Origin of the sequence: Streptomyces sp. NEAU-YJ-81 (assembly GCF_017592595.1) — a bacterium.
Classification (GTDB): Bacteria; Actinomycetota; Actinomycetes; order Streptomycetales; family Streptomycetaceae; genus Streptomyces; species Streptomyces hygroscopicus_B.
Genome location: NZ_JAGFNO010000017.1, coordinates 24,238 through 48,563 on the forward strand (window position 1 = coordinate 24,238; position 24,326 = coordinate 48,563).

Annotated in this window: 21 protein-coding genes and 1 pseudogene; 12 read left to right on the forward strand and 10 right to left on the reverse strand. The window is 70.7% G+C overall.

All coding sequences use genetic code 11. From position 1 onward, the window contains the following. Positions 1 to 51 precede the first annotated feature (51 nt). A complete protein-coding gene (locus J5X86_RS30045) occupies positions 52 to 2,901 on the forward strand; it encodes a LuxR family transcriptional regulator (protein ID WP_208519843.1) in 2,850 nt (949 codons plus the stop codon). 25 nt (positions 2,902 to 2,926) lie between these two features. Here the strand turns inward: J5X86_RS30045 and J5X86_RS30050 are convergent, their stop codons facing one another. Beyond that, a complete protein-coding gene (locus tag J5X86_RS30050; protein WP_208519844.1) occupies positions 2,927 to 3,652 on the reverse strand; it encodes an SDR family NAD(P)-dependent oxidoreductase in 726 nt (241 codons plus the stop codon). 141 nt (positions 3,653 to 3,793) lie between these two features. Between J5X86_RS30050 and J5X86_RS30055 the strand changes: the two genes are divergently transcribed. Next, positions 3,794 to 4,846 carry an Lrp/AsnC family transcriptional regulator gene (locus tag J5X86_RS30055; RefSeq protein ID WP_243981819.1) on the forward strand — a complete coding sequence of 351 codons (1,053 nt, stop codon included), beginning with the start codon at positions 3,794 to 3,796 and terminating at the stop codon, positions 4,844 to 4,846. A 34-nt stretch (positions 4,847 to 4,880) separates the two neighbouring features. On the opposite strand, the gene J5X86_RS30060 is transcribed toward J5X86_RS30055, so the two are convergent. Further along, on the reverse strand, positions 4,881 to 7,280 hold the full coding sequence (locus tag J5X86_RS30060) for a SpoIIE family protein phosphatase (RefSeq protein ID WP_208519845.1): 2,400 nt from the start codon (positions 7,278 to 7,280) through the stop codon (positions 4,881 to 4,883). A gap of 309 nt (positions 7,281 to 7,589) precedes the next feature. Here J5X86_RS30060 and J5X86_RS30065 point away from each other — a divergent pair, with 309 nt between their 5' ends. Next, positions 7,590 to 8,723 carry an NAD(P)/FAD-dependent oxidoreductase gene (locus tag J5X86_RS30065; RefSeq protein ID WP_208519846.1) on the forward strand — a complete coding sequence of 378 codons (1,134 nt, stop codon included), beginning with the start codon at positions 7,590 to 7,592 and terminating at the stop codon, positions 8,721 to 8,723. 42 nt (positions 8,724 to 8,765) lie between these two features. On the opposite strand, the gene J5X86_RS30070 is transcribed toward J5X86_RS30065, so the two are convergent. From J5X86_RS30070 to J5X86_RS30085, 4 genes are all read right to left on the reverse strand, one after another. Beyond that, positions 8,766 to 9,149 (reverse strand): VOC family protein, encoded by a 384-nt coding sequence (locus tag J5X86_RS30070; RefSeq protein ID WP_208519847.1) that lies wholly within the window; start codon positions 9,147 to 9,149, stop codon positions 8,766 to 8,768. Positions 9,150 to 9,244: 95 nt separating this feature from the next. Continuing rightward, positions 9,245 to 10,144: a geranyl diphosphate 2-C-methyltransferase gene (locus J5X86_RS30075; RefSeq protein WP_208519848.1), complete on the reverse strand. Its 900-nt coding sequence runs from the start codon at positions 10,142 to 10,144 to the stop codon at positions 9,245 to 9,247. Positions 10,145 to 10,161: 17 nt separating this feature from the next. Continuing rightward, positions 10,162 to 11,538 (reverse strand): family 2 encapsulin nanocompartment cargo protein terpene cyclase, encoded by a 1,377-nt coding sequence (locus J5X86_RS30080; RefSeq protein WP_208519849.1) that lies wholly within the window; start codon positions 11,536 to 11,538, stop codon positions 10,162 to 10,164. A 100-nt stretch (positions 11,539 to 11,638) separates the two neighbouring features. Continuing rightward, positions 11,639 to 13,051 carry a family 2B encapsulin nanocompartment shell protein gene (locus J5X86_RS30085; protein WP_208519850.1) on the reverse strand — a complete coding sequence of 471 codons (1,413 nt, stop codon included), beginning with the start codon at positions 13,049 to 13,051 and terminating at the stop codon, positions 11,639 to 11,641. A 462-nt stretch (positions 13,052 to 13,513) separates the two neighbouring features. Here J5X86_RS30085 and J5X86_RS30090 point away from each other — a divergent pair, with 462 nt between their 5' ends. After that, on the forward strand, positions 13,514 to 14,335 hold the full coding sequence (locus tag J5X86_RS30090) for a PhzF family phenazine biosynthesis protein (protein WP_243981823.1): 822 nt from the start codon (positions 13,514 to 13,516) through the stop codon (positions 14,333 to 14,335). 177 nt (positions 14,336 to 14,512) lie between these two features. Then, positions 14,513 to 15,574: a low specificity L-threonine aldolase gene (locus J5X86_RS30095; protein WP_208519852.1), complete on the forward strand. Its 1,062-nt coding sequence runs from the start codon at positions 14,513 to 14,515 to the stop codon at positions 15,572 to 15,574. Between the two features lie 73 nt (positions 15,575 to 15,647). Here the strand turns inward: J5X86_RS30095 and J5X86_RS51095 are convergent, their stop codons facing one another. Further along, the gene (locus tag J5X86_RS51095) at positions 15,648 to 15,902 is read right to left on the reverse strand and encodes a hypothetical protein (RefSeq protein WP_243981824.1); all 255 of its coding nucleotides are present in this window, start codon (positions 15,900 to 15,902) and stop codon (positions 15,648 to 15,650) included. Between the two features lie 246 nt (positions 15,903 to 16,148). Between J5X86_RS51095 and J5X86_RS30105 the strand changes: the two are divergent. Beyond that, positions 16,149 to 16,307 (forward strand): annotated as a pseudogene (locus tag J5X86_RS30105) (TetR/AcrR family transcriptional regulator); the annotation flags it as partial. Positions 16,308 to 16,316: 9 nt separating this feature from the next. On the opposite strand, the gene J5X86_RS30110 reads toward J5X86_RS30105, so the two are convergent. The 3 genes from J5X86_RS30110 to J5X86_RS30120 all read right to left on the reverse strand — a co-directional run bounded on the left by J5X86_RS30110 (position 16,317) and on the right by J5X86_RS30120 (position 18,695). Next, a complete protein-coding gene (locus tag J5X86_RS30110; protein WP_208519994.1) occupies positions 16,317 to 17,492 on the reverse strand; it encodes a pyridoxal phosphate-dependent aminotransferase in 1,176 nt (391 codons plus the stop codon). A gap of 77 nt (positions 17,493 to 17,569) precedes the next feature. Next, positions 17,570 to 18,052 carry a PaaI family thioesterase gene (locus J5X86_RS30115; RefSeq protein ID WP_243981826.1) on the reverse strand — a complete coding sequence of 161 codons (483 nt, stop codon included), beginning with the start codon at positions 18,050 to 18,052 and terminating at the stop codon, positions 17,570 to 17,572. Positions 18,053 to 18,074: 22 nt separating this feature from the next. Then, positions 18,075 to 18,695: a LysE family translocator gene (locus tag J5X86_RS30120; protein ID WP_208519854.1), complete on the reverse strand. Its 621-nt coding sequence runs from the start codon at positions 18,693 to 18,695 to the stop codon at positions 18,075 to 18,077. A gap of 112 nt (positions 18,696 to 18,807) precedes the next feature. On the opposite strand from J5X86_RS30120, the gene J5X86_RS30125 reads away from it, so the two are divergent. From J5X86_RS30125 to J5X86_RS30150, 6 genes are all read left to right on the forward strand, one after another. Further along, positions 18,808 to 19,260 carry an Lrp/AsnC family transcriptional regulator gene (locus J5X86_RS30125; RefSeq protein WP_208519855.1) on the forward strand — a complete coding sequence of 151 codons (453 nt, stop codon included), beginning with the start codon at positions 18,808 to 18,810 and terminating at the stop codon, positions 19,258 to 19,260. Between the two features lie 133 nt (positions 19,261 to 19,393). After that, positions 19,394 to 20,092, forward strand: a complete 699-nt coding sequence (locus J5X86_RS30130) for a hypothetical protein (protein WP_208519856.1) — start codon at positions 19,394 to 19,396, stop codon at positions 20,090 to 20,092. A 552-nt stretch (positions 20,093 to 20,644) separates the two neighbouring features. Beyond that, a complete protein-coding gene (locus J5X86_RS30135) occupies positions 20,645 to 21,940 on the forward strand; it encodes an NAD(P)/FAD-dependent oxidoreductase (RefSeq protein ID WP_208519857.1) in 1,296 nt (431 codons plus the stop codon). A gap of 10 nt (positions 21,941 to 21,950) precedes the next feature. Then, positions 21,951 to 22,430, forward strand: coding sequence for a RidA family protein (locus J5X86_RS30140; protein WP_208519858.1), 480 nt, complete (start codon positions 21,951 to 21,953; stop codon positions 22,428 to 22,430). Further along, positions 22,427 to 23,101 carry a DUF1028 domain-containing protein gene (locus J5X86_RS30145; protein ID WP_208519859.1) on the forward strand — a complete coding sequence of 225 codons (675 nt, stop codon included), beginning with the start codon at positions 22,427 to 22,429 and terminating at the stop codon, positions 23,099 to 23,101. The genes J5X86_RS30140 and J5X86_RS30145 overlap by 4 nt, the downstream gene beginning before the upstream one ends. 8 nt (positions 23,102 to 23,109) lie before the next feature. Next, positions 23,110 to 24,285 (forward strand): M20 family metallopeptidase, encoded by a 1,176-nt coding sequence (locus J5X86_RS30150; protein WP_243981828.1) that lies wholly within the window; start codon positions 23,110 to 23,112, stop codon positions 24,283 to 24,285. Positions 24,286 to 24,326: the final 41 nt, after the last annotated feature.

Sequence of the window (24,326 nt, forward strand, 5' to 3'; positions counted from 1 at the left end):
CACGGGCGCACCGGCGTTGAGGGCGATATGGCCGTGCGGCATGCTTGCCCCATGCGCAGCACAGACCCCGCGGGCGACCGGGCGCGTGGGCGCGGCAAGGGGGCCTCGGCCGGGCTGCCCCTCAGAGGACGTGACCGCGAGATGGCCGCTGTCCGTGAGGACCTGGAAGCGGTGCGTGGCGGACGGGGTGCCTACGTCGTCGTGGAGGGCGCGCCCGGTGTCGGCAAGAGCCGGCTGCTCGCGGAGCTGGACGAGATGGCGCGGCGGTTCGGGTTCGACGTGGTGTCGGTACGGGCCGACGAACTCGACCAGTACGCGGCGGGAGCCGCCCTGCAGTCCGCCCTGCAGCCCGCCGACGATGCCCACCGCGCCGCCGCGGCCACCGACGACCAGCGGCTCTGGCTGCTGGACGGCATCGCGGACGCTCTGGAGGCCCGGGCCCAGCGCGCCCCGGTGGCCGTGGTCGTGGACGACGCGCAGTGGGCGGATCCGGCCACCCTCTTCGTGCTCCGTACGCTGCCCGGACGACTGGCCGCCTCGCGGATCCTGTGGGTGCTGGCGGTACGGTCGGAAGCCGAGCGGCCGACCGTGGCCCGGGTGCGGGAGGACCTCGAACGCCTCGGAGCCCGCTGGCTGACCCTTGGCCCCCTGCCACAGCAGGAGCTGCTGCACATCGCGGCAGATGTCCTCGGGACGAGGCCGTCACCCGGTCTGGCCCGGCTCCTGCGAGGCGTCGCGGGCAACCCGTTCCTGGCGCTCGAACTGGTGCGCGCCTTCGCCGACACGGACGCCGGCACAGGGGAGGCGGGCGTGGCGAGCCTCCCGCACCCCGGTATCCCCGCCGGTTTCCGGCGGAGTGTCGCCGCGCGTCTGGACCGGCTCCCGGAGGACGCCGTGCGCCTCCTCCAGATCGGCTCCGTCCTCGGCCGCGAATTCGACCTCGGCACGGCCGCCCGCATGCTCGGCAGGCGGGTCGGCAGCCTGCTGTCGGGCGTCGAGGCCGCCCTGAGCGCCGGGCTGCTCTCGGCCGACGGCCCGCGACTCGCCTTTCGCCACGACCTCATACGGCAGGCTCTCCAGGAGAACCTGCCCCGGGCGGTGCGGACCGCTCTGCACGGGGAGGCGGCCGACAGTCTGCGGGGCATCGGGGCCCGATCGGCCGAGGTGGCCTGGCACGTCGTCATGTCGGGCGGCCCGGTCGACGACGACGCCGTGACCACGCTGACCACCGCCGTACGGGAACTGTCGCCGTCCGCCCCCGACGCGGCCGCGGACCTGGCCCAGCGGATCGCCTCACTGCTGCACCCGCACGACCGGCGTCGTACCGCCCTGCTGACCGACGCCGCCGAGTACCTCGGCCGGACCCGCCGGATTCACGAGGCGCTCGGCCTGGTCGACGCCACCCTGTCGGACGGTCCCGAGCCGCTGCAGGAGGCATGCCTGCGCCTGGTGGCCGCCGAGATCCACCAGGCCGCGGGCGACGACGCCGCCGCGATGACACACCTCCAGCAGGCTTTGGACCTGCCCGAGCTGCCGCCCGACGTGCGCGTCCGGCTGTTGAAGACCAAGGCCACGGGCCATGTGTACCTCGGGGACATCAGCGCCGCCGAGCAGACCGACACCGGCCTGGTCGAGGCGGCCTACCGCAGCGACGATCCGGCCGTCGTCGTCAGCGCCATGGTGTTCCAGTCGCAGACCTTCTTCTACCGCGGGCGCCTTGCCCGCGCCATCGAGCTCGCGGAGGCGGCCGCCGGACGCGCCGGCACCGAATCCGCCGGGTTCTACCTGCGGCCCCCGCGGATTCCGGCGCTGTGGCTGGCCATGGTGCTGACCGCCACCGACCGGGTCGCGGACACCGGGCGGATTCTGCGGGAGGGACAGCGCGAAGCCGAGGCGCGGGGCCTGGGCTGGTCGCTTCCCCACTGGCATGCCGCCCGCGCCTGCGCACTCCTCGAACAGGGAGCGCTGGACGACGCGGCCGTGGAGGCCGAGGCCAGTCTGATGGTGGCGGACGAACTCGAGATCACCCGCCCGAATCCGCGAGCCCACTCCGTACTGGCACTGGTGGAGATCAGACGCGGTGACCTCGTCAGGGCCAGGGACCATCTCCGCGCCGCCGAAGCCGATTCCGGCACGCACACGCAGCGGTACGGCCTGTGGGTAGTGCTCGCGCGCGCCTGCCTGGCGGACGCGGAGGGCCAGGACGGCGCGGCGGCGGCCCTCACGGGCGGCTTCGGGGACGGTGAACCGACGCGGCTGCTCGCGGTGGGCCCGTCCCACTGGCCCGGGATCGTGCGCATCGCGCTGCGTGGCAACGACTCGTCGGCCGCGCAGGCCGTGTCCGACGCACTGCGCACCCTGATCGCACGGGACGACAGCCAGCAGATCATCGCGGCGGTCCGCGCCCATGTGGACGGCCTGCTCCACCGCGACCCCCGCGCACTGGCGTCCGCGATCACCGCCTACCGGAGCGGTGACAGGCCGCTGGCCCTGGCCGCGGCCTGCGAGGACCTCGGCGAGCTCCTGGACACCTCGGCCGATACGACGGCGGCGATCCCGCACTTCGAAGAGGCGGGCGAGCTGGCGTCGGCCTCAGGAGCCCTGCGCGATCACGAACGGATCAGGCGGCGCCTTCGCCGGCTCGGTGTACGCACCGGCGCCCCGCGGCACCCCACGACCGGCCCCCCGGGGTGGGGGACCCTGACCGAGTCCGAGCGGAAACTGATCCCGCTCGTCGTGGACGGTCTCACCAACCGCGCCATCGCCGACCGGCTCTATGTGTCTGTGCACACCGTCAACACCCACATGAAGCACATCTTCACCAAGCTCGATATCAACACGCGGGTCGAACTGACCCGGCTGGCGATCGAACGGGGTGCTGTCGCGGGCGGGGCGGACTGAGCGGTGCCCGCTCCCGGGGCCGGGCTCACCATGGGACGGTCTGACCGAAGCGATCCAGATACTCGAGACCAGGCTTCCCCAGCCTGGACAGGAGAACGTCCACCACCCGCGGGACGCTGTCGCCGATGGTGAGTGGCGCGTCCGGTCCCCCCAGGGTGGTGCTGACCCAGCCAGGCGCCATGAGGACGAATGCGCGCCGGGTCTCGTGCTGTTGGACCTGTCGGACGGAGAAGCCGCGCATGAACATGTTCAGGGCCGCCTTGCTGCCCCGGTAGACCTCGCGCGATGCGGTCGTGTTGTTCGTGATGCTGCCTTGCCCGGAGGACATCGCCCCGATGAGTCCGGTCGGAGAAACGAGGTCTTCGAGTGATTCGATGACGCGCATCGGGCTGAGCGCGTTGGTGATCATCACTTCCACGAAGTCGGCCGTCGGAACGGCACCGATCGGCGTCGGCTCGTTGTTCGTGGTCCCCGCGTTGACGAAGAGCACGTCGAATGTGCGTTGGGCGAGACGCTCGTGGAGGGGCGCCAGCTGTGCGGGCTCGTTGATGTCGAGATGCTCGACCCGGACGCGCCCGTCGGAGCGGTCCGCGAGGTCGTGCAAGAGGGTGCGACCGGTCGCGTCCCGGACCGTGCCGATGACGTTCCATCCCCTGTCGAACAGTTCGGCCGCCATCGCGTGTCCGAGACCGCGCGACGCCCCGACGATGAGAGCGGTTGGCGTGTGCCGGTCCGCGTCAGTTGACGACATTCCGTGTCATCCCCTTATTTCGAGTTTCGGAGTGCCGACTGTGACGAGCGGCACCCCTCATGCGCTTCTGATGCGCCTCAAGCCTTGCCGCTCCATCGCACTCGGGGCACGTCCGGGGCGCGGATTTGTACGATTGCCCTCATGACAGGAGCGCTGATGGCTGAATCCGCCGCTCTGCAGCCCGACGATGTGCGAGTCATTCGCGCACTCCAGGTGGCTCCACGGGCCTCGTTCGCCTCGATCGCGGCGGTGCTCGGCCTCTCCGAGGGGGCCGTCGGCCGCCGATATCGTCGGTTGCTCGCCGATGGCGTCATCCGCGTAGCCGGTGTCGTCGATCCGGGGGCGCTGGGACAGAGCAGGTGGCTGGTGCGACTGCGGTGCCGCCCCGGCAGCGTTACGGCGATCGCCGACGCACTCGCGAAGCGCGACGATGTCAGCTGGGTGGCCCTCGGCGCCGCGGGCTCCGAAATCACCTGCGCGGTCCGGTCGCGGACTCGGGAACAGCGCGAGGACCTCCTCGGCCGGCGCCTTCCGCGCACCGCGGCTGTCATCGACATCAACGCGTCCGCGATACTCCGTCAGTTTGTCGGAGGCCGCGGCCACTATTGGGCGGCTCTACGCGGCACGCTGACTCCACAGCAGGAGTCGATGCTCGGCAGCGATGGCGCCCCTTTCACGGAATCCCCGGTTGTCCCTCGCGTTCCCGTGCACCTCGGCCCCGAGGACGAGAAGATGCTCGACCTTCTCGCCGCAGACGGTCGCGTCGGTCTTGTCGACCTCGGCGCAGCGGCGAACCTCACGCCTGGGCGTGCATCACGCCGTCTTCAAGCCTTGCTCGGGCGCCGGGTCGTCCACATCGATGTCGAGATCGCCGCGGCGGCACTGGGCTATCACGCGCGGGCGAACCTTTGGCTCCGAGCGCACCCGACGGCGGTCAAGGACATCGGACGCACACTCGCGCGGGAACCCGAAATAGCCTTCGCCGCGGCCGTCTCCGGGCCCTACAACCTCCATGCCGTCGCGCACTGCCGCGACCTCGACGAACTGTTCGAATACACCTCGGACCGCATCGGGTCGCTGTCCGGTCTCCAGAGCATGGAGGTCTCTCCTCTGCTTCAGCAGATCAAGCAGGCCGGCACGCTCGTGTCCGGCGACCGTCTCGTCCCACCGCACAGCGCTCGAGCGCGACGCTGAAGGCGCGGGCCCGGCGAGCCGGGCGATGGCTCTGTCAGCCGACGACCGATTGCGGGTGGAGCAGGAGCAGAGCGATGTCATCGCTGTGGGGATCGGTGTGCGGGTCGTGGTGGATGAGGGTGTCGGCGAGGGTGTCCATGGGCTGGCCGCGGGCCTGTGTGAGCTGGTCGGCGAGGTGCGTGGTCGCGTCGTCGAGATCGACGTCGGGACTCTCGACGAGGCCGTCGGTGTAGAGGGCCAGCACGGCGCCGGGCGGCAGGGGGATCTCGGTGGCCGGGTAGTCGGCGCCGGGGTCGATGCCCAGCAGGAGGCCGGGTGGCAGGTGGAGGACCTCGGTGTGTCCGTCGGGGTGGCGCAGGAGCGGGGGCGGGTGGCCGGCGGTGGCCAGGTGGGCGACGTGGTGTGCCAGGTCGATGTGGGCGTAGAGGCAACTGGTGAACAGGCCGGGGTCGAGGTCGGTGAGCAGGCGGTTGGTGCGGGCGAGGACTTCCCCGGGATGTGCCCCGGCGGTGGCGTGGACGGCGGTGCGGACCTGTCCCATGAGGGCCGCGGCGTTCACGCTGTGGCCTTGGACGTCGCCGATGGCCGCGGCGACGGTGGCGGCGTCGCAGCGGATGAGGTCGTAGAAGTCGCCGCCGATGTCCATGCCGCGAGCCGTGGGCAGATAGCGGGCCGCCACCTCCAGCCCGGGCACGGTCGGGAGGGCGGCGGGGAGCAGGCCACTCTGCAGACCGTGGGCAAGCTGGTGTTCGGCGTCGTAGAGCCGGGCGCGGTCGAGGGCCTGGGCGATCAGTCCGGCGAGAGAGGTCAGGACGGCGCGTTCGTCAGGGGTGAAGTCGTGGGGCCGGTCGTAGGAGACCACGCAGCAGCCGACCGGGCGACCGGAGGCCAGCAGCGGCAGGAACGCCCAGGCCGCCCTTTTGGTCAGCCGTGGGATGTCGGGAGCGAGCTGATTCATCTCGTGCGGGGACGCGAAGAACAGGGGTGCTCCCGTGGTCACGGCGCGCACGGTAGGGGCCGAGTCGTCCCGGAAGGGAGGGATGTCGAGGCGATTGATGACCTCGGATGGGTATCCACGGTGGCCGACGACACGCAGCCGGTCGCCCTCCGCCACGGACAGGACGAAGCCGTGGGCGCCGAAGGCGGGCAGGATCAGGTCGGCGGTCAGCTCGGCCACGTCCTGAACGCTGACGGCCTCGGTGAGCGCGCCGGCCAGGTGCATCAGGTCGTACAGCCTGCCGGACCGTGTCGGTGTGGCGATGTCCGCCCCGCGTGCCGGGCGGTCGATTGGGGCGGTGTTGTCGGTGGGGGAGACGCGCACACTGACACCGGAGGCATCCGGGCAGAGCTGGAAGGACAGCCACCGGTCCGGCGGGCGCAGGGCGGTGAAGGACGTGGGCCGGCGGCCGAGCACCGCGGTCCGGTAGCGGTCGTCGAAGACCGGGTCGTCCAGCCATGGCAGCGCCTCCCACAGCGGCGCGCCGAGCAGATCCGGGACGCTCCCGCCGACCAGGTCGGCGGCGGTGGCGTTGATGAAAGTGATCCGGCCCGCCACGTCCAGCGCGCAACAGCCCTCCGGGAGGCGGTCGGCGAAGTCCACCGCGGCCTGTGCCTGGACCGGCCCGGCGGTCCAGGTCCGTGGCGGGGCCGCCGCATGCGGCTCTTCGGGTGCTATCGGATGCCCGTCCGCGGCGGCATGCCGCAGGAACGCCCCCACCCGGTCGCAGGTGGAGCCGATCACGGCGCGCTCATGGGCGCTCAGGTGCGGCCGGCGCGGACCGGGCCACAGCAGCACCAGTCCGCCCCAGGCAGTGGTGCCGGATGTGACCGGTGCGGCGGCAAGCGCCACCGGGTAGGGCCATACCAGCGCTGCCCTCGGGTAGCGGCGCGCCAGCTCCGCCTGGCTGGCGAGCCACACCAGGCGCCGCTCACGCACCGCGTCCGCCACCGGACCCGAAGCCGGAAGCCGCAACCGCTCCCAGAGCTCGGCGATCTTCGGCGGCATCCCGGTCATCACGGCCAGCCGCAGCACCTGTCCGCCGGGCGGCAGCAGATACACCAGGCCCGCGGATGCGCCTGCTTCCCGTACCGCCGTGCACAGGAACGCATCCAGCGGCTCCATACCGGAGCCGGCGGCAGGCGAGGCATCCTCCCGCATCCCCTGCCCCTCCTCCGCGACGTGCCGCACACGCCCGAAGCGGCGCCTGGCCGCCTCGGCGCTGATCCCAAAGGCGGCGCCGATCCGCGCCCAGCCGACCCCGGCCTGCCGATCGGCCAGCACCGCGTACCGCACCAACCGCTCGGCCAGTCCGGGAACCTCCGCCACCGCGGCACAGTGGCGTCCCACCGCGGCTTCCCGCGCCGGGCACAGCTCACCCGCCCGCTGCGCTGCCGCCTGAACCCGGTCCAGCAGATCCGCGCCCGCGAGCACCATCGCCTGCCGCGACTCGGCCGCCGCCGGCCATCGACACCGCGCCCGCCAGGCCGCCTGCCGGTGTGCCGGACTGCAATACCGCCGGTTGTGGCCGGCCTGATTCGGTAGCGGCGCATCGCACCAGCCGCACCGAACATCACCCATATGCACAGATTACGCCCGTCAGGGGTGACGGCGGCGTCGGTACGCACATGCTCTTTGTCGGTGGCTGTCGGTCGCGTTGTCGGTGGCGTGTCGGCGGAGTCTGGAACTTTTCAAGAGATCCTGCCGGATGCCCATTCGGCAGGCGTGCGACAACAAGGAACCAGCATGACCACTGACGTCACGATCATCGGTGCCGGACTCGGCGGCCTGACGCTCGCCCGCGTCCTGCACCTCCACGGCATCCCGGCCACGGTCTACGAGGCGGAGATCTCTCCGACGGCGCGTGCGCAGGGCGGGATGCTCGACATCCACGAGGACAGCGGACAGCCCGCCTTGCGGGCGGCCGGCCTGATGAACGAGTTCCGTAGCCTCATCCTGGAGGGCCGCCAGGCGATACGGGTTCTCGACCTGGACGGGAGCGTCGTGTTCGACCATGCCGACGACGGCACTCGTGGCAACCCCGAAGTGCTGCGCGGCGAGCTGCGGCAGATGCTCCTCGACTCACTCCCGGCCGGCACCGTCCGATGGGGCCACAAGGTCAGCGGTACCCGTGCCCTCGGTGAGGGCCGCCATGAGGTGACCTTCGCCGACGGCACCACCGTCACCACCGGCCTGCTGGTCGGCGCCGATGGCGCGTGGTCCCGAGTCCGGCCACTGCTTTCCGGTGCGGCACCCGAGTACATCGGCATGTCGTTCGTCGAGACCTACCTGTTCGACGCCGACACCCGGCATCCGGCCAGTGCGAAAGCGGTCGGCAGCGGGTCGCTGTTCGCGCTCGCGCCGGGCAAGGGATTCCTGGCTCACCGGGAGCGGGCCGGCACCCTGCACGCCTACATGATGCTCGCCCAGCCGCGGGACTGGTTCGCGGACATCGACTTCACCGATTCCGCCGCGGCCACCGTACGGATCGCGCAGGAGTTCGACGGCTGGGCACCGGAACTCACCGCGCTGATCGCCGACGGTGACACCGCACCGGTCCTGCGGCCCCTCTACGCCCTGCCCATCGAGCACCGGTGGGAGCGGCGGCCTGGGGTGACCCTGCTCGGCGACGCCGCCCACCTCTCGCTCCCGAACGGCGAGGGCGCCAACCTGGCCATGTACGACGGCGCCGAACTGGGCAAGGCCCTCGCCGCGCACCCCGAGGACGTCGAAGCCGCGCTCACCGAGTACGAGCAGGCCATGTTCCCCCGCAGCGCCGCGGCCGCCACCGAAGGAGTCCAGGTCCACGAGATGTTCTACGGAGCGGGCGCACCCCACAGCCTGATCAACATGCTCACCGGCCACGAACAGACCCCGTGAGACACCGGCCGAGGGCACCCAGGGTGGCCGCATCCGCCCTGGTCAGGGGTATTGGAGCCGGGCGTGCAGGAGGCAGAACACGTTGCCTTCCGGGTCGGCCAGGACGTGCCAGTTCTCGGTGCCGGTCTGGCCGACGTCGGCGGGCCTGGCGCCGAGAGCGAGCAGCCGCTCCAGTTCGGCGTCCTGGTCGCGGTCGGTGGCGTTGACGTCGATATGCAGGGGGAGCTTCCCGGTCCGCGGGTCGCTGTTGGGGCTGAGGACGAGGGTGGGCCGCAGGCCGCCGAAACCGGTGTCGGGCGGCCCGATCTCGATGCTTCCGTCGTCTTCCCGGCCGAGTTCGACGTAGCCGAGGACCTCGCTCCAGAACGCGGCGAGCCGCTCGGCGTCGGCACATTCCAGGACCAGTTCACTGATGCGGCATGCCATGCCCGTCAGTGTACGTAGACAACCCGAGAGCCGGCCGGCAGCACGTCGCCCCGCCACATGGCGACGGGGCGGCGGGGCGATGTGCCAGGAGGCGGTCAGATGCGGTCGGCCGCGATCAGGAGGTACTGGAAGGAGCCGTCCTTGTAGGAGTTGATGAACGCTTCCTCAATGCCGGTGACCAGTGAGGACGTGGCTCGCAGCTCCCAGTACGGCAGGGTCGCGGCGGTGAGGTCGATGACGGCCTGCGGTACGAGCCGGTTGTCGGCCATGGCGCGCAGATACTCCCGGCGGGAGTGGATGTTGCACTCGAAGTGCGCGTTGATCTGGGAGACCCACTTCGAGGGCTGGCCGTAACGGGGGTTCCAGCAGCCGGTGATGGTCACATAGCGACCGCCGACCGCGAGGATGCGGGAGTGCTCGGCGAAGAGGTCGTGCAGGTCGACGTACATGCTCGACTCGTTGTTCCACGAGGCCGCGATCTGCCCGGTCTCGAAGGGCGTACCGAGCATATTGCAGACGCGGGCGTGGACGTGGTCCTCGATGCCGAGCTCGCGGGCGCGCTGGTTGGCGAAGTCCGCCTGCTTGGCCGACAGGGTGACGCCCTCGACCTTGCACCCGAAGCGCTGGTGGGCCATGACCATCGAGCCGCCGCGGCCGCAGCCGGCGTCCACGAGCGTGTCGTCGCGCTCCATGGGGCCGAGGTGGTCCAGGAGGAGTTCGGCCTGTGCCGATTCCAGGCGGTGGAGTTCGGCGATCAGCTTCTTCTCGGATGCGCTGTCTTCCGCGTCGCCGAGGGCGGTGCGGTCGACAGCGCCGATGCCGTAGTGATGGTGGTAAAGGCCGTCGACATCGCCGAGACGCAGGTTCACCGGCCTGGCCTCGCCGTCCCAGTAGCGGGCGATGTCCCCCTGGTAGGGCGTCACCGGGGCGGGGATGAACACGGAGGTGGCGCTGGTGGGGATGGCGGCGTCGGTGGTGAGGTCGGTGCTGGTCACAGATAAGTCCATTCTTCTTACCAGAAGTCGGGCAGGCTGTAGCGATAGGTGTTGGTCTGGTGCCAGTAGTGGTTGCCGTCGACCCACGCGGCCACGCCCCGCAGAAAGCGCTGCACGCTCGGGACGGGGCAGGCGGCGGCCAGGGCCGCGGCTTCGGCCTCGAAGTCGTGCATGAGGTCGTTGTGGACGTCGACCGACTTCAGATAGGCCTCGCGGTCGGAGATGCCCTCACGTTCGGCGATCACCACGGGCAGGTTCAGGTGATGCCCGGGGGAGGCGAGTTCCTTGGTGTACGAGTACAGGTCGTTCACGATGGTGGTGGCGTTCCCGGCGAGCGCGATGACGCGCTGCATGGCGGGCGTGGCGTGCAGGTCCGCCGGCAGCTCGTAGCCGCCTACGGTGTCCGTAATGGTGGGGCAGGGGCGGAAGTTGTTGAACTGGCGCATCGCCAGGTATTCCCACACCTCGGGCACGTGGTCCGTCTGGGCCCAGGCGGCCTCGGCGAGGTACCCCATGTGCAGACGGGCCATGTCGTGCCGGTACCGGTCCGCCTGGGAGGCGCTGGCCGCTTGGACGAAGTACTCCATGGCGGAGCGGTACGCGCGCCGGGGCGCGTCCGAATGGAGCGACTCCGCCCACCGCGGCTGGTACTCCTTCGTCGTGTGCAAGGGGTCGAGGGCGGTGTGCGCCAGCAGCAGCCGTCCGCCGAGGCCGATGGGCGACCCTCCGTGGTCCTCGCAGTAGCAGTCGTCCACCGCGTTCTCGGCGACCATCAGGCGCGTGGCGAGCATCAGATGGTCGACGGTGGGAGCGTCCGGATGGCAGGCGACCATATAGCGCCCCACGGAGAAGCCGTCGAACTGGTCTTCCCAGTCCTCCGGGTACAGATCGACCTCGTCCAGCGCCCAGGTCTTGATCCTGCGGCTGACCTCCTCCACCCGCACCGGGTCGGGCTCCGGCACCGGATGGTGGTAGAGGCCCGGGACCGGGGTGCCTTCCGTCGGAGCCGTCGGCGGCTCCACCGGCTCCACCGGCTCCACCGGCTCCACCGGCGCCGACGCGCCCTCGCACCGGGCCAGGTGCAGGCCCACCGTGCCCAGGCCATTGGGGCCACGCAGGATCCGACCCAGGTCGGCGCCCGCTGTTCGCACCTCGGTGGCAGGAATGTCGGTGTGAGGTGCACTGGTGGCAGGAACGTCGGCGGCAGGTGCACCGGTGGCAGGGGCGTCGGCGGGAGGGGATGCGGGCATGGACGGCGCGGGGGATCTGCCGCCGCCGAAGGCGGCCCTGATGTCGCGGGCGCGGGCGGCGGCCTCAGCGAGGACAAACGCCCCGGAGTGCGAACCAGCCGCGGGCGGGCTCGGCTGCGGAGGGGAAGGCTCAGGCGCGGGCATCCATAGCTCCTCGATGGGGTGGGTGGCTGTCCCGGATCACGGGCATGCTCGGCCGGCTGGGAGCGCCGGGCGCTCGTAGCCGCCGGGCGGGGCAGGACCTCTAGTCGCGGCTGCGGGCGATCTGCACGTTCTCCAACACACCGAGCGCGTCCGGCACCAGGATGGCGGCGGAGTAGTACGTAGTGACGAGGTAGGAGATGATCGCTTTTTCGTCGATGCCCATGAAGCGCACCGACAGACCCGGTTCGTATTCCTCCGGCAGACCGGTATGGCGCAGGCCGATGACGCCCTGGTTGTCCTCGCCGGTGCGCATGACGAGGACCGAGCTGGTGTTCTCCTTCGTGACGGGGATCTTGTTGCAGGGCAGGATCGGGACGCCGCGCCAGGCCGGGACCTGCTGCCCGCCCAGGTCGACGTGGGTCGGGTAGAGCCCGCGGGAGTTGAACTCCCGCCCGATCGCCGCGATCGTCCTGGGGTGCGCGAGGAAGAACTTGGAGCCGCGGCGGCGGCACAGCAGCTCGTCGAGGTCATCCGGGGTGGGCGGGCCTGAGTGGGGCTGGATGCGCTGCTTGAAGTCGGCGTTGTGGAGCAGGCCGAACTGCCGGTTGTTGATCAGCTCGTGCTCCTGGCGCTCACGCAGCGCCTCGATGGTGAGCCTGAGCTGCTCCTCGGTCTGGTCCATCGGCTCGTTGTAGAGGTCGGCGACCCTCGTGTGGATCCGCAGAATGGTCTGTGCGACGGAGAGTTCGTACTCGCGCGGCTTCAGTTCGTAGTCGACGAACGTGCCGGGCAGCGCGGGTTCGCCGGTGTGACCGGCCGCCATGGCGATCTCCGCCTCGCCGCGATGGTTCTGCGCGTGACCGCGCAGGGAACTGAACTCCCGGATGTGCGCCTGGAGGCTCGGCGCCGCGGACAGCACGGCGGCGAAGTCGGCGCGGGACAGGGTGAGCAGGGTGCCGGCGGTCTCGGCGGTGGCGGTGTAGTCCCACCGGGCATCGGCGTTCAGCAGAGCGCCCTCACCAAAGCGGTCGCCATCGGCCAGTACGGCGACGGCGGTCTCGTCGCCGTACGGGCCGACGGAGGTCTGGCTGACGCGGCCGTGGGCGATCAGGTGGAACTCCTCGGCGGGCCTACCGCGCTCCACCAGCGTTTCGCCCGCGCGGAAGTCGCGCTGGACGCAGCGGTCGGCGATGGCGGTCAGCACCTCCACGTCCTCGAAACCACGCAGCAGGGCCAGTTCGCCGAGTTCGCGGGGGATCACCCGGACGTCGGCACCGTCCTGAACGAACTCGACGCGCCCGTCGCCGACGGTGTAGCTCAGCCGGCGGTTCACCCGGTAGGCGCCGCCCTCGACCTCCACCCAGGGGAGCGTCCGCAGCAGCCAGCGGGAGGTGATCCCCTGCATCTGCGGGGCGGACTTGGCCGTGGTGGCGAGGTTGCGGGCGGCCGCCGTGCTCAGGCTGGACTGCCGAGGCGGCTCCAGAGGCGCTTCCGAGCTGGTACCAACAGTCATCGGGCGAGCTCTCCTTTGTGAGGGCGATGGCTGGCGTGCGTGCGCGTCACCGGCAAAGAGGAAAGGAGGGGGCAAACCTCCGGGAATCCGTCCAGACCCGGGGAACAGTAGCGGCCGGTGCACCCATTCGACCTCGGAGAGCCGCTGGCATTAACTCGATAAGATGATCGTGCCCCGCCCATGGTTTGCCCCGGTGGCCGACGGTATTCGGACGCGGTCACGGCACGTGGGTGTCGAGACGGGCGTGAGCGTCAGCATGGGATGCGCCGCCATCGTGCGGGATCCTGCCCGCTTTCTCCCCGCCCCAGTAATCAGTCCACCCAGTCGTGACTGGCTGTTTTCCACCGGGCGGGCAGCCGCTGGGATGAAGCTTCCATGGACACGCGGGACGCCCGAAGACCGCTTCGCCGCTTCCGCCGCTTCGAAAGGCCCTTGATGACTACGCCACGCGCACGCTCGTTCATGCAGGTCGACGTGTTCTCCACGAGCCCCTATCTGGGCAACCCGGTCGCCGTCGTCCTCGATGGGGCGGATATCACCGACGAGGAGATGCGGCGCCTGGCGCGCTGGACGAATCTGTCCGAGACCACGTTCGTCCTGCCCCCGACCACGCCGGAGGCGGACTACCGGCTGCGGATCTTCACCCCTGGAGGTGAACTCCCGTTCGCCGGGCACCCCACGCTCGGCTCGGCGCGTGCGTGGCTGGACAACGGGGGTGCGCCTCGGCACGCGGACCGCATCGTGCAGGAGTGCGGCGCCGGCCTGGTCACCGTGCGCCGTGGTGATGGCACCTTGTCGTTCGCCGCCCCGCCGCTGGTCCGCGACGGCGCGCTCGACGACGCGTACCTGAACCGGATCGTCGCCGCGTTCGGTATCGAGCGGGATCGTGTCGTCGCCCACCAGCGGGTCGACAACGGACCCGGCTGGGCCGTGGTCCAGTTGCCCACGGCCGAGGAGGTGCTCGCCCTCGAACCCGACCTGTCCCTCATCCCGGACGCGATGGTCGGTGCGATCGGTGCCCACCCCGAGGGATCCGAGCACGACTTCGAGATGCGCACCTTCGCTCCCGGCGTCGGCGTGGCCGAGGATCCCGTATGCGGCAGCATGAACGCCTCGGTCGGGCAGTGGCTCACCGCCACCGGTGCGGCGCCGTCCGCCTACCGAGTCTCCCAGGGCGCGCGCCTGAGTCGGGCCGGGACCATCGAGGTCATCGCCGACGAGGACGGCACCGTCTGGGTCGGCGGCGCCGCCACCAGCCACATCCGCGGCACCATCACCCTCTGACCTGGTCGGTTCTCCGCGCCGACCGCGCCTGCGCCTTCGCTCTGTTCGGTCCGGTGCCGAGCCCCGGTCACCTGCGGTATGCAGGCGGGTGTCCTCGCTCAGGAGGACCGCAGGAAGCGGACTTCACCGTCGTCTTCGCCGGCCCCACCGGAACCTGACACCAAGGAATACCCACTCATGAGCTCCACCATCGCCACCACCCCCGCCGGCCGCGCCTTCATCAGCGACAACATGGCCGGAGCATCCCCGGAGATAGTCCAGGCCGTCGCCGACGCGGCTGCCGGGCAGGTCCTGCCGTACGGCAACGACCCCTTCACCGACAGCGCCCGCCGCAAGCTGAGCGAGATCTTCGAGCGGGACGTCGATGTCTTCATGGTCTCCACCGGGTCCGCCGCCAACGGTCTGAGCCTGGCCGCCCTCACCCCGCCGTGGGGCAGCGTGCTGTCCCACCCCGACAGCCACATCAACCACGACGAATGCGGCGCACCCGAGTTCTTCACCGCCGGTGCCAAGCTCGTCGGCGTTCCCGGCGACAACAGCACGATCGACCCCGATGCGCTGCATGCGGCGGTGCGCCGCAAGGCCGGTGACGTGCACAGTGTGCAGCCCTCCGCGGTGAGCATCAGCCAGGCCACCGAGCTCGGCAGCGTCTACACCGTGGCGGAGATCCGCCGCCTGTGCGCCATCGCCAAGGACGCCGGGCTGCGCGTCCACATGGACGGCGCGCGCTTCGCCAACGCCCTGGACCACCTCGGCGCCACCCCGGCCGAGATGACCTGGAAGGCCGGCATCGACGTGCTGTCCTTCGGTGCCACCAAGAACGGTGCGATGACCGCCGACGCCATCGTCTCCTTCGACCCCGAACTCGCCACCGAGCTCGGCTTCCGCGCCAAGCGCGCCGGTCAGCTCGCCTCCAAGATGCGCTTCCACGCCGCCCAGCTCGACGCCTACCTCACCGACGACCTCTGGTTGCACAACGCCCGCCAAGCCAACGCGATGTGCGCCCGGCTCGGCGACGGTCTCAAGGCCATCCCCGACATCGGCCTTCTGGCCACCCCCCAGGCCAACATCCTCTTCTGCCGCCTGCCCCAGCACGTCACCGAAGGACTCCTCGCGGACGGCTACGTCTTCCACCACGACCGCTGGGAGCCGGGGACGGTCCGTTTCGTCACCAGCTTCACCCACAGCGCCGACGACATCGACCAGCTCCTCGACGCGGTCCGCCGACACGCCCTCTGACGGGCCGGGCTGGAGTCGGCGTACCGGGCTTCGGCAGGTGCGGCCTCTATCTCCCGTGCGCCGGGGCGGTCGATCAGCGCGGTCGCGTTGTCGGCCACGCCCGGGGGTACGGCACCCGGAGTGCTTCCGCCGGGACGGGGGTGTGCTCTGCGGCGGCCCGGAGGCGGCCGTCGCGCAGAACGACGGCGCCGCTGCCGAGCATGGTGTCGATCAGCTCGGCGGCGAGCGCCTCGGGTGCGCGGTCCAGGAGCCGTGCGGCGTCGGTCAGCCACGCGCGCGCGGACAGGTAGGACTCGACCTCACCGGCCGGGATGCCGCCACGGATCATCAGGGCGAGGAGCCGCTCCTCCGGCTGCCACAGCGCCAGGTGGCCGGGGGTGCGGAGGGGGCACCCCGGACGAAGTCTGGAGGAGTGTGTTCACGACCAGGGCGATGTCTCCCGTGCGGGCGCGGGCCCAGGCGGCGGTCTCCTCGGCGTGGCCGACGAAACCGCTGTCGATCAGGGCGGGTTGCCGCGCGTGGAGCAGGAGCGTGTTCGCGTCGGGAATCAGTTGCTCGGTTCAGCGCTCGGGACGTGCCCGAGGAGCGGTCCGGTGCGCTCGCCACGCTCATGATCAGCGCTTTGGAACGGGCGATTCTCATCGCCCGGGCCGAGCGGGACGTCCGGGCCCTGACCACTGTGGCCCGGGAACTCGGCCCCCTCCTCGACGCGGCGGTGAGCAAGCACGACTGACCGCCCGCGTTACGGAAGCGTGGCCACGAACGTCCCGAGCCGGGCGATCCCCTCGCGGAGCTCGTCGGCCGACGCCGCGTACGAGAGGCGGACGTGGCTGTCCGCCGTGTGGACGCCGAAGTCCCTGCCCGGAGTGAGGGCGACATGTGCCGATTGGAGCGCCCGTTCGCAGAACTGCCATGAGGTGAGCCCCGTGCCGCTGACGTCGAAGTAGACGTAGAAGGCGCCGTCGGGCGGGACGGGAACCGGCAGTCCGATCCGTGCCAGGCCGTCGAGGACGAGCGCGCGCCGCTCGGCGAACTCGACGCGGCGGGCCTCGCAGACCGCGAGGGACTCGGTGGTGAAGCAGGACAGAGCGGCATGCTGGGCGGGGGCGGAGGCGCAGAGGAAGTAGTTCTGTGCCAGGCGTTCCATCGCCGGTACGAGCGTCTCGGGTACGACACACCAGCCCAGCCGCCAGCCGGTCATGCCGAAGTACTTCGAGAAGCTGTTGATGACGACGGCGTCGGGGTCGTACGACAGCGCGCTGCGCGGAGACCGGCCCTGTGCGTCATGGTCACTGAGGTTGAGGTAGATCTCGTCGACGATGCGCCATGCGCCGCGCTCGCGTGCCACGTCACAGATCGCCGCGAGTTCGTCGGCCGGCACCGAAGTGCCCGTCGGGTTCGAGGGGGAGGCGATCATGATCCCGCGGGTGCGGTCCGTCCAGTGCGAGCGCACCGATTCCGCGTCCAGCTGGAAGCGGGTTCCGGCCGTGGTGGGTACGAGCGTGACGCGGGCACCGAAGCTCTCGGCGATCTGCCGGTTGCAGGGGTACGACGGGTCGCCGATGAGCACCTCGTCGCCGGGATCGACGAGCGCGGCCGTGGCCAGCACCAGGGCTGCCGAGGCCCCCGCCGTCACGACGACCCGGGAAGCAGCGACCTCGACACCGTGCTCATCCTGGTAGAACCGCGCGATGGCCCGCCTCAGAGCAGGCAGTCCGAGGGACTCGGTGTAGGGCATGGGCCGTCCGTCCATTGCCCCGCGCATCGCGTCCAGGACGGCCGGGGGCGCGCCGAAGTCCGGTTCGCCGATGCTGAGTTTGACGATGTGATGCCCTTGGGTCTCCAGCGCGGCGGCCTGCTTGCCGAACTCCATGGCGTAGAACGGGGCTACGGCCTGGGCGCGCTGCGAGATCTGTATGGTGCTCATGCCGCGACCTCCGGCTCGATGGCGGACGGAACTGCCAGGACGATGACTCCCCTTGGGCTTCGGCGACTTCACTGCTCGGATCGCTGCACCCGGATCAGCGTCTGCTGCCCGTTGGCGACGAGTTTCCGCCCGCTGTCCTGGACACCGAACACCTCCAACTGGCAGACGGTCAGGGTACGTCCGGACTTCAGAACGGTCCCGACCGCCTCGATGTGGTCGCCTGCGGCGGGCGCGAGGAGGTTGATCTTGTACTCGACCGTGAGCACCTCGGCGTCCTCGGGGAACAGGGTGAGGGCCGCGTAGCCGCCGGCGCTGTCCGCGATCGCGCTGGTGGCGCCCGCGTGGACGTAGCCGTGCTGCTGGGTCACCTCGGGGCGGGCCGGGAGCACGATGTGCACGCGGCCCGGCGCGATGTGCGCTATCCGGGCCCCGAGGTGGCTCATCAGCCCCTGCCGGTCGAAGCTGTCCCGGATACGCTCGCGCACCTCGGGGCTCGCCTGTTCCTGCTGCGCCTGGTCTTTCACGTACTGCTCCTTCAGCGGACATCGCATGGCTCGTACGGACAGGGCGGATTCACGAGCCTGCCAGGCGTTCCACCAGCAGAAGACCGCCGATGGCGATCATCATGACACCGGAGACCCGGGTCACCGTCCGGGCCGCCGAGGGCCGGGTCTTGAGCACGGTGCGGGCCAGGACGCCGACGGCGAGATAGACGGCCGCGCAGGCCGTCATGTGGACCGTGCCGAGCAGCCCGGTCTGCGCGGCGACGGGCCAGCCGTCCGAGGGGTGGATGAACTGCGGGAAGAGCGAGAAGTACAGCAGCAGCGCCTTCGGGTTCAGGCCGCTGATACCGGCTCCCTTGAGCGCGATCTGCCAGCGTGAGGAGGCCATGGCCTCCGTGGACGCGGTCAAAGCGGCGGGCTGCCTCAGCACGCCCCAGCCCAGCCACATCAGGTAGGCGGCCCCGGCGACGGTCAGCACGGTGAGGACCGTGGCCGAACTCGCCACGATCACGACCAGGCCCGCCACGGCGAGCAGCGTGTACCCCGCGTATCCGGCTATCAGCCCGGCGACCGCCGGGACGACCGAACGGTCCCGCAGCCCGGCCGCGATCGCATAGGCCCAGTCCGCGCCGGGGGTGAACACCAGCAGCAGGTCCACTGCCAGGAAAGCCGCCACCGTCGTCGTGTCCATCGATCGATCCCTCTCACATTCCTTGCTCTGAGAGGGAAGATTACGTGCGATCTGCCCGAAAGTGTTTGCGCTCCAGCCTCGTGATCGCGCCGAATGAGGGAGAATCTTCTCCATGGACGCCCTGGACCGGAAAATTCTTACCGAGCTGCAGCTGGACGGCCGCCTGACGATCACCGAGCTGGCCGCTCGCGTGGGGCTGAGCGTTTCGCCCTGCCACCGCCGCTTGCGGGACCTCGAACGCGAGGGCGCCATCCGCGGCTACCGCGCCGTAGTCGACCCGGCCGCCGTCGGCCTGGACTTCGAGGCCGTGGTCTTCGCCACTCTGCGCTGGGAGGACGCCGACACCGTCATCACCTTCGAAGAGGCCGTGGCCGCCATCCCGCACGTCATCCAGGCCCAGCGGCTCTTCGGCGAACCCGACTACCTGCTGCGCGTCGCCACCACTGACCTGGCCGCCTACCAGCAGCTCTACGACCAGCGGCTGGCCAAACTCCCGGGCGTTCAGCGCCTGAACTCCACCCTCGTCATGAAGAACGTCGTCCACGACCGCCCCCTGCCCCAGTAGCCGCTTGTCCCCGAAGCCCGTTGCCAGGACTGGTCAGGACAGGTCAGGACAGGACTGGATAGTGCGGGGTCACAGCGCACCAACTGGTCCTAAAATGGGTTGGCTTGGGGCCGACGGGGGGAGGGTGACGAGCGTGGAGTTGGCACCGGAGCTGGTTGTGATCGCCTTGCTCTGCTGGTTGATCTACGCCCTCTTCGTATGGATCCGCGGCATCGTGCATCGGCGGCGGCTGCCGGAGCTGTCGGTCGCCCCGGGCCAGTTGGAGATGTATCAGGGGCAGGCATTCCGCGAGATCTGCCGACGCGCGGCGAACCCGGGTCGGCGCGTGATGATGACCGACTACTTCGCCCAGCGAGGATGGAATCGGGCGGATGCCATGCGCATCCTGGCCGAGCCGCTCAAGCACAAGCTGATCGATGTGGAGGGTTGGCGGTTCGGCAGGTACAGCGTGACGTACAAGGGCTGGACCGAGTACGAGGGCAAGTTCATCTGGACGGGAGGCGAAGGGGTGCACATCTCCACTGGACCGGGCGGCTTCGTCGTGGCGAACGTCAACAGCCATCATTCGGTGGTCCACGGTGGCTACGGCAACCGGGCGAACGCGCCTGACATCCCCCATCAGCAACTGATCGACGCCCTGCGTACGGACGCGGACACCGCGACGTCCGATGAGGCGGTAAGGGCGCGGGAGTACGCCGACGACCTGGCCGCGGCCGTCGACGCGCAGGATGCCGACAGGACGGCTCGCATCCTCGGGAGGATCAACGCCCTCCTGTCCACCGCGACGGCTGCCTTCACCCTGGCCCGCGGACTCCTGCCACCCGGCTCGTAGCCCAAAGGTCTGGATCAGCGTCGAGGTGTTCCCGCCGTCGGCCGCGCCGCCTGCCGACAGCGATTCCGCCAGGGCCGTCTGCCACCACCACGTGCGCGATCCTCACACCCTCGACCGCGGGCCCGGAGCACAGCGCCTCCTGAATCGTTCGCCCGTTCGCCCGTTCGCCCGTTCGCCCGTTCGCCCGTTCACCCGCGAGAACCGGCGAAAGAAGCAAGACCATGAGCCCTACGACGGTCGTGATGGGTGTGGCGGGTGGCGTCCCAGTCGATGCCGTGACCGATGAGGTTGCCCACGGCGAGGGCTTGAACCTGGTCGAAGAGGATGTCGGCTGAGCCGGGGTGGGCTTGACCGGTGTTGTTCACGACGACGTCCAGTAGCCCGAAGCGCTCCAGCGCTCACAGGCGTCCAAATCTGTAAATCAGATCGCCTACAGCGGAAACATCTGTTGGACAGGATTACGGCCATGCTCAAGGATCCCTCGTGCGGTAGCACCCACAGCTCGGTCAACGCGACACCGGGATGCACTACCGCCTGAGTGGAGGCTGAAAGTTGAGTGAAGAGACTGAGGTAGTCGTCGTCGGCGCGGGCCAGGCGGGCGTGGCGATGAGCGAGCACCTGGGAGCCCACGGTGTGCCGCATATCGTCCTGGAGCGGCACCGTATCGCCGAGCGGTGGCGCTCGGAGCGGTGGGATTCCCTGGTGGCGAACGGGCCCGCGTGGCACGACCGGTTCCCGGGGCTGGAGTTCTCCGACGTCGACCCCGACGTCCACCCCGACGCCTTCGCCTCGAAGGAGCAGATCGCCGACTACTTCGTCACCTACGCCGAGAAGATAGGTGCCCCGATCCGGTGCGGTGTCGAGGTGACCTCGGTACGGAAGCGGACCGGTCGGCCCGGCTTCCGGGTCGAGACCTCGCAGGGCCCCATCGACGCGCGCTTCGTCGTGGCCGCGACCGGGCCGTTCCAGCGGCCCGTGATCCCGCCCATCGTCCCGGACGGCGCCGTCCCCGTGCAGCTCCACTCCAGCGGGTACCGCAACCCGGAGCAGCTCCCCGAGGGCTCGGTCCTGGTGGTCGGGGCCGGCTCCTCGGGGGTCCAGATCGCCGATGAGCTGCGCCGCTCCGGCCGCCGGGTCCTTCTCTCCGTCGGTCCGCACGACCGTCCCGCCCGCCAGTACCGCGGACGTGACTTCTGCTGGTGGCTCGGTGTGCTCGGGCGCTGGGACGCGGAGACGCCTCCCCAGGGTGCCGAACACGTCACCATCGCGGTGAGCGGCGCCCGCGGCGGCCACACCGTGGACTTCCGGGCCCTGGCCGCCGACGGTGTCGAGCTCGTCGGTCTGACCGCGTCCTACGACGACGGTGTGCTGCGCTTCGCGCCGGATCTCGCCACGAACGTCGCGCTCGGCGACGCGAAGTACCTCGAGCTCCTCCGGGCGGCCGATGCGTACGTCGAGCGCAATGGGCTCGACCTCCCCGAGGAGCCGCAGGCCCACGACCTCGGGCCGGACCCGGAAGGCGTGGCCGACCCCCGGCTGGAGCTCGACCTGGCCGCGGCCGGTGTCACCTCGATCGTCTGGGCGACGGGCTTCGCCACCGACTACGGCTGGCTCGAGGTCGACGCGTTCGACGAGAACGGCCGGCCGGACCAGCGGCGCGGTGTGTCCTGCGAGCCCGGCGTGTACTTCCTGGGCCTGCCCTGGCTGTCCCGCCGCGGATCGAGCTTCATCTGGGGCGTCTGGCACGACGCCGGATACGTCGCCGATCACATCACGACCCAGCGGGGCTATCTCGCGTACGGCACCACCGACCGGCCCGGCGCCGCGCCGGCGGCCTGGAAGAACTGAGGAGCAGATGATGACCTCCACGAGCGAGGGCCGCCGGGCGAACGCCGTCAAGGCCCCGGTCGTCACCGGCGGGCACACCCGGATCCGTCCGTTCAACACCCGCGACACCTATCCTGAGCAGAACCTCGACAACGACCTCTGCCAGGCCGTCGTCGCCGGCGACACCGTGTACGTCCGGGGCCAGATCGGCCAGGACCTCGACACCAGCGAGTCCGTGGGCATCGGCGATCCCGAGGCGCAGGCCGAACAGGCCATGGCGAACATCAAGTTGCTGCTCGAAGAGGCGGGCAGCCGGATGGAGCACCTGGTCAAGCTGACCATCTATCTGATCGACCCGCGTTACCGCGAGGCGGTGTACCGCACCGTGGGCCGCTGGACCAAGGGCGTCCACCCCATCTCCACCGGCCTGGTGGTGTCGGCCCTGGCCCGTCCGGAGTGGCTGTGCGAGATCGACGCCGTCGCCGTGATCCCCGAGGAGGCGCGGGCATGACCTTTTCCCTGGTGGCCCGCGACGGCGAGCGGTTCGGCATCGCGGTCAGCTCGTCCAGTCCGGCGGTCGCCGCCCGGGTCGCCCATCTGCGGCCCGGGGTCGGCGCGGCGGCTTCGCAGAACGTCACCGACCCCACGCTCGGCACCAGCCTGCTGGCGGAACTGGCGGACCACGGCGACGCGGAACGCGCCCTTACCGGTGTCACCGGCGCGGTGCGGAACGCGAAGTCCATCGCCCACCGTCAGCTGACCGTGCTGGGCCGCTCCGGGCCCGGGTTCGTCTACAGCGGCGCGCACACCCTGGGCAAGCACGCCTCGGCCACCGCCGAGGGCGCGGTGGCGGCCGGCAACATGCTGTGCGGCGAGCACATCCCCGGCGTCCTCCTCGACGCGTACTCCGCCGCCCCCGGGGAGCTGGAGGAGCGGCTGGTCACCGCCCTGAAGGCCGCGGTCGAGGCAGGTGGCGAGGAGGGGCCGGTGCACTCCGCGGGCCTCGCGGTCGTCGCGGACGTGGACTGGCGGGTGACCGACCTGCGCGTGGACTGGGCCGACGACCCCGTCGACCGGCTCGCCGAACTCCTCGCCGTCTGGCTGCCGCAGCGGGACGACTACGTGCGCCGTGGACTCGATCCCGCCTCCGCTCCCTCGTACGGCGTTCCGGGCGATCGGTGATGGGGACGATGGGGGCCACGGGACCGACGGGGACCACGGGCACGCTCAAAGAGGCCGCCCGGCACGAGGTCGACCGGCATGCCGAGGAGCTGATCCGGCTGTCCGAGCGGCTGCACGCCGACCCGGAGACGGCCTGGGAGGAACACCGGGCGGCGGCCGCCGTACCCGAGCCGCTGGACCGCGCCGGATTCGACATCACCACGTCATACCTGGGCCTGGAGACCGCCTTCCACGCCCGGTTCGGCAGCGGGCCCGTCCGGATCGCGCTGTGTGCCGAGTACGACGCGCTGCCCGGCCTCGGCCACGCGTGCGGGCACAACCTCATCGCGGCGAGCTCGGTCGGCGCCGCGCTCGGCCTCGCCGCCGTTGCCGACGACGCCGGCCTCACCGTCGACGTTTACGGCACCCCGGCGGAGGAGGGCGGCGGCGGCAAGATCGAGATGCTCGACCGGGGCGCCTTCGCCGGGATGGACCTCGCGATGATGGTGCACCCGGCGCCGGTCGACGTCGCCGAGGCCCGTCCGTTCGCGGTCAGCCACTCCAAGATCGCCTACACCGGTAAGTCCGCACACGCCGCGGCCTACCCCGAAGCCGGGATCAACGCGGCCGACGCCTTCACCGTGGCCCAGGTCGCGATCGGGCTGCTCCGCCAGCAACTGCCCACCTCCGCCCGGGTGCACGGCGTGGTGACCCACGCCGGGGACGCCCCGAACGCCATCCCGGAGCGGGCCACCGGCCGCTGGTACGTCAGGGCGGAGACCCTCGCCGAACTGGCCGAGCTGGAACCACGGGTCATGCGGGCCTTCGAGGCGGGTGCCCTCGCGACCGGGTGCGAGCTGGAGATCGAACCGGAGAGCAAGCCGTACGCGGAGTTCCGCACGGACGAGACCGCTCTCGCCCACTACCGCGCGAACGCCCTCGCCCTGGGACGGGAGTTCGCGCCGCCGGGACAGGCCGCCCGGATGAACCGCGCCTCCACCGACATGGGCAACGTCTCGCAGACGGTGCCCGCCATCCACCCGTACATCGGTATCGGCTCGCTGCCCGCCACCAACCACCAGCACGAGTTCGCCGCGTTCTGCGTGGGCGCAAACGCCCAGCGGGCCCTGCTCGACGGGGCGGTGGCGCTGGCCTGGACCGGTGTGGACCGGAGTTCGAGCCGCTACGCGAGCGCGAGCTCCTGACCGGGGCGACCCCCGCACACGGCACCCGCACAGCTCCGGCT

What these genes read in the sequence shown, in the direction of transcription:
- J5X86_RS30045 (WP_208519843.1), top strand. Translation starts at nt 52, where the DNA reads ATGCGCAGCACAGACCCCGCGGGCGACCGGGCGCGTGGGCGCGGCAAG.
- J5X86_RS30050 (WP_208519844.1), bottom strand. Translation starts at nt 3,652, where the DNA reads ATGTCGTCAACTGACGCGGACCGGCACACGCCAACCGCTCTCATCGTC.
- J5X86_RS30055 (WP_243981819.1), top strand. Translation starts at nt 3,794, where the DNA reads ATGACAGGAGCGCTGATGGCTGAATCCGCCGCTCTGCAGCCCGACGAT.
- J5X86_RS30060 (WP_208519845.1), bottom strand. Translation starts at nt 7,280, where the DNA reads ATGGTGCTCGCGGGCGCGGATCTGCTGGACCGGGTTCAGGCGGCAGCG.
- J5X86_RS30065 (WP_208519846.1), top strand. Translation starts at nt 7,590, where the DNA reads ATGACCACTGACGTCACGATCATCGGTGCCGGACTCGGCGGCCTGACG.
- J5X86_RS30070 (WP_208519847.1), bottom strand. Translation starts at nt 9,149, where the DNA reads ATGGCATGCCGCATCAGTGAACTGGTCCTGGAATGTGCCGACGCCGAG.
- J5X86_RS30080 (WP_208519849.1), bottom strand. Translation starts at nt 11,538, where the DNA reads ATGCCCGCGCCTGAGCCTTCCCCTCCGCAGCCGAGCCCGCCCGCGGCT.
- J5X86_RS30085 (WP_208519850.1), bottom strand. Translation starts at nt 13,051, where the DNA reads ATGACTGTTGGTACCAGCTCGGAAGCGCCTCTGGAGCCGCCTCGGCAG.
- J5X86_RS30090 (WP_243981823.1), top strand. Translation starts at nt 13,514, where the DNA reads ATGCAGGTCGACGTGTTCTCCACGAGCCCCTATCTGGGCAACCCGGTC.
- J5X86_RS30095 (WP_208519852.1), top strand. Translation starts at nt 14,513, where the DNA reads ATGAGCTCCACCATCGCCACCACCCCCGCCGGCCGCGCCTTCATCAGC.
- J5X86_RS51095 (WP_243981824.1), bottom strand. Translation starts at nt 15,902, where the DNA reads ATGATCCGTGGCGGCATCCCGGCCGGTGAGGTCGAGTCCTACCTGTCC.
- J5X86_RS30115 (WP_243981826.1), bottom strand. Translation starts at nt 18,052, where the DNA reads ATGCGATGTCCGCTGAAGGAGCAGTACGTGAAAGACCAGGCGCAGCAG.
- J5X86_RS30120 (WP_208519854.1), bottom strand. Translation starts at nt 18,695, where the DNA reads ATGGACACGACGACGGTGGCGGCTTTCCTGGCAGTGGACCTGCTGCTG.
- J5X86_RS30125 (WP_208519855.1), top strand. Translation starts at nt 18,808, where the DNA reads ATGGACGCCCTGGACCGGAAAATTCTTACCGAGCTGCAGCTGGACGGC.
- J5X86_RS30140 (WP_208519858.1), top strand. Translation starts at nt 21,951, where the DNA reads ATGACCTCCACGAGCGAGGGCCGCCGGGCGAACGCCGTCAAGGCCCCG.
- J5X86_RS30145 (WP_208519859.1), top strand. Translation starts at nt 22,427, where the DNA reads ATGACCTTTTCCCTGGTGGCCCGCGACGGCGAGCGGTTCGGCATCGCG.
- J5X86_RS30150 (WP_243981828.1), top strand. Translation starts at nt 23,110, where the DNA reads ATGGGGGCCACGGGACCGACGGGGACCACGGGCACGCTCAAAGAGGCC.